The sequence below is a fragment of the Longimicrobiales bacterium genome (assembly GCA_035764935.1).
Lineage (GTDB): Bacteria > Gemmatimonadota > Gemmatimonadetes > Longimicrobiales > RSA9 > DASTYK01.
The window spans coordinates 1-3,647 of record DASTYK010000005.1 but is presented as its reverse complement, the minus strand read 5'-3'; the positions used below and the strand labels follow the sequence as shown (position 1 = coordinate 3,647).

Below are 3,647 nucleotides of genomic sequence, written 5' to 3'. Positions count from 1 at the left end.
TGGCGCGAATAGATCGCGAAGTTGACGCCGGAGCCGTCCCACGTTGCGCCCAGCGGCCGCATGCCGCCGGGCAGGATTCGCCATTGCACTGCCGATGTTCCTTGTTCGGGTAGTGCAGGGCAGGAGCAAGGGGAATGCCGTCCCCGGGAATAGGCGGGCCCGGGCCTGGGCCCGGAGCCCGGGCCCAGGGAGTGGAGGCTACGGCGTTGCCGCCGCCTCCGTGAAGCGGATGCGACCCTCGTGCAGTGACGCGCCGCGCAGCGTGATGGCCAGCACCTGACCGAGCTCCTCGACCAGGTTGAACTTCATCTGCTCGCGGACCTCCGCGGGCAGGTCGTCCAGGTCGGGCTCGTTCGCCTGCGGCAGCAGGATCTCGCGGATGCCCGCCCGGTAGGCGCCCAGCACCTTTTCCTTGACGCCGCCGATCGGCAGGACGCGGCCGGTCAGGGTGATCTCGCCCGTCATTGCGACGTCGTTGCGCGCCGGCCGGCCGGACAGGGCGGACACGATGGCGGTCGCCATGGTGATCCCTGCCGATGGGCCGTCCTTGGGGACTGCACCGGCCGGCACATGCACGTGCAGCTCGAGGTCCTTGAGGTTGTCCTCGGGGATGCCGAGCCGGTCGTGGTGGGTCTTGGCGTAGGTCAGCGCTGCGCGCGCCGATTCCTTCATGACGTCGCCGAGCTGGCCGGTCAGGATGAGCGTCTCCTTGCTGGTGCGGAAGACGCTTGCCTCGACGAACATGATGTCGCCGCCCATGGGCGTGTAGTACATGCCGGTCGCGACGCCGATCTGGTCCTCTGCGCGGGCGCGCTCCGGGTGAACGCGTGCGCGACCGAGCAGGGTCTGCACGTCCTCGGCATCGATCTGCAGCGTGTCGACGTCCTCGACCGCGATTCGCCGGGCCGCCTTGCGCGCGATCTTGCCAAGCTCGCGCTCGAGCTGACGCACGCCCGCCTCACGTGTGTATTCGCTGATCACACGGCTCAGCGCGTCCCCCGTGACATCGATCTGTGACTCCTTGAGCCCGTTCTCCTCGCGCTGGCGGGGCAGCAGGTAGCGTTTCGCGATCTCGAGCTTTTCCTGCTCCGTGTAGCCGGCGAAATCGACGGTCTCCATGCGGTCGAGCAGCGGGGCCGGGATCCGGTCGCGCCAGTTCGCTGTTGCGACGAACAGCACTTCACTCAGGTCGAACGGCACACCGAGGTAGTGATCGACGAACGCGTGGTTCTGCGCAGGGTCGAGCACCTCGAGCAGTGCCGCGGACGGGTCCCCCTGCAGCGACACGCCGAGCTTGTCGACCTCGTCGAGCAGGAATACCGGGTTCTTGGTGCCCGCCTGCCTGAGCCCCTGGATGATGCGTCCCGGCATGGCACCCACATAGGTGCGACGATGCCCGCGGATGTCCGCCTCGTCACGCGCGCCGCCGAGCGCGATGCGCACGTACTTGCGCCCGAGCGCGCGTGCAATCGACTTCGCGATCGATGTCTTGCCCACGCCCGGCGGGCCGACGAACAGCAGGATAGGGCCGCGCCCTACGGCGCGCGCCTTGGCGCGCACCTGCTTGGTCTCCCGGTCGACCCGTGCGTCCTCGGGCTGCTCGTCCGCCTCCGGGTCGGTGCTGTTGACGACGTGCGGTGTGCCGGGTGAGCCGCTCTCGATGTCGATGGGCGCGGTGCGCTGTGCGAGCTCGTCCTCGTCCGCGCTGGCCTGTGCCTCCTCCTCCGCCCGTTCCATCTGCAGCTTGCGGACGGCGAGGAACTCGAGGACGCGGTCCTTGACGTCATCGAGCCCGTAATGGTCCTCCTCGAGGATCACCTCGGCGCGGCTCAGGTCGATCTTGTCCTCGGTGCGCGTGCCCCACGGCAGCTCGGTGACCAGCTCGAGGTAGGTGCGCAGCACCTGGTACTCGGCGGACTGAGGGTTCGTCCGCCGCAGCTTGTTCAGCTCGCGCTCGATCTCCTTGCGCGCGTCATCGGGCAATTCGAGGTTCTCGACGCGCTCGACCAGCTCCTCGATGTCGCCGGCTTCGTCCTCGTCGCCGAGCTCCTTCTGAATCGCCTTGAGCTGTTCGCGCAGCACCATCTCGCGCTGCTTCTCGCCCAGCTCCTCCTGCACCTTCTGCTGGATCTCCTGCTGCGCCTCCAGGCGCAACAGGTCGCGCTCGACGCCCACGAGCACCCGCCGCATGCGCTCGGTTACGGGGAACAGCTCGAGCAGCCGCTGCTTCTCGTGCGCCGGCAGGTCCAGGTAGAATGCGACGAGGTCAGCGAACGCACCGGGGTCGTCCACGCCCTGCACGACCTGCGCGAGCGCTTCGCTCGGCATGCCGCGACGTCGGCCCAGCTCGCCCGCACGTTCACGCAGCTCCCGGTCGAGTGCTTCCAGGGCTGCGTCGTGGCGCGGCTCCTCTTCCTCGACCACCCACACATCCGCCTCGAGCATCGCCGTGCCGGACGTGTGGTACCCGAGCGACTTCGCGCGCCGCTCGCCCTGGATCAGCAGCTGCAGCCCGTTCGGCGTGCGCTGCACCTGCATCACCCGAACGATGACACCGTACTCGTACAACACGTCGGGCCGGGCATCATCCACGTTCTCGCGCTGGCACACCGCGAACAGCCGACGGTCACCCTCCAGCACCTTCTCGATTGCTTCCAGTGTGCCCGGCCGACCGGCCGTGATCGGGACAGCGACACCCGGAAAAATCACCGTCTCCCGCATGGGGAGCACCGGCAGTCTCAAACGTTCCACCATTGCACTACTCCTTGCGCTGACCCGCACGAACACGGCGCTGCGGCCTCGGTCGTACGGCGGTGCACGTCGCTTGCCACGCGCCGTCCAGGCCCGCGGTGAGCAACTCAGTAAGCTGGTCGACGTGCGACGCACGACCGGCTCCAGCCGTGCGCGTCAGAATGGCAGGTGATAATGAGAGGATTCGCGTGTATTGCGGCAATCCGACAGGACGCCGGGAACGGCTGCTGCCGCGATAGCGGACCGCTAGAAAAAGAGCGGCCGCGACTCCGGTCGCGGCCGCGTGATCTCACTGGATCCGATCGCCGACTCTGCCCCAGCGGACGTGGCCGAACAGGGGAATCGAGCTGCTCGCGTTGCGGTCCCAGGAGAAGTAGAGCATCACTGCCTTGCCCTTGATCGATTCCATGGGGACGAACCCCCAGTAGCGGGAGTCGAGGGACTGGTCGCGGTTGTCGCCCATCACGAAGAAGCTGTTGGGCGGCACGACGATCGGGCCCCAGTTATCGCGGGTGGGGCGGTAGCTCCGTGCTGCGGCGGGGTCGGCAAGGAAGCGTGCCTGCCAGTCCATGCTGGGGTGGTATGCGTCGCTGCCGGGGTCGGTCCGCACGACGTACGGCTCGTGCTGGGGGGCGCCGTTCACGATGAGCTGGCCTGCCCGCATCGCGAGCGTGTCGCCGGGAACTCCGACGAGCCGCTTGACCAGGTCGATGGGCTCGTGATGGCCGCGGAAGACGACGATGTGGCCGCGCTCCGGCGTCGTGTAGCCGGGCAGTGTCATCTCGGTTCCGGGCACGGTCGCACCGTACGCGGACTTGCTCAGCACGAGGAAGTCGCCGACCAGCAGGGTGTCCTCCATCGAGCCGGAGATCACCGTCCAGGTCTGGATGACGAAG

Annotated in this window: 2 protein-coding genes; both read right to left on the bottom strand. The window is 67.9% G+C overall.

Translation table 11 applies throughout. The features are described from left to right. Positions 1 to 198: 198 nt before the first annotated feature. Positions 199 to 2,754 carry an endopeptidase La gene (gene lon / locus VFU06_00245; GenBank protein ID HEU5207809.1) on the bottom strand — a complete coding sequence of 852 codons (2,556 nt, stop codon included), beginning with the start codon at positions 2,752 to 2,754 and terminating at the stop codon, positions 199 to 201. A gap of 286 nt (positions 2,755 to 3,040) precedes the next feature. After that, on the bottom strand, positions 3,041 to 3,647 hold a 607-nt coding region (gene lepB / locus VFU06_00240; protein ID HEU5207808.1), incomplete at its 5' end, for a signal peptidase I.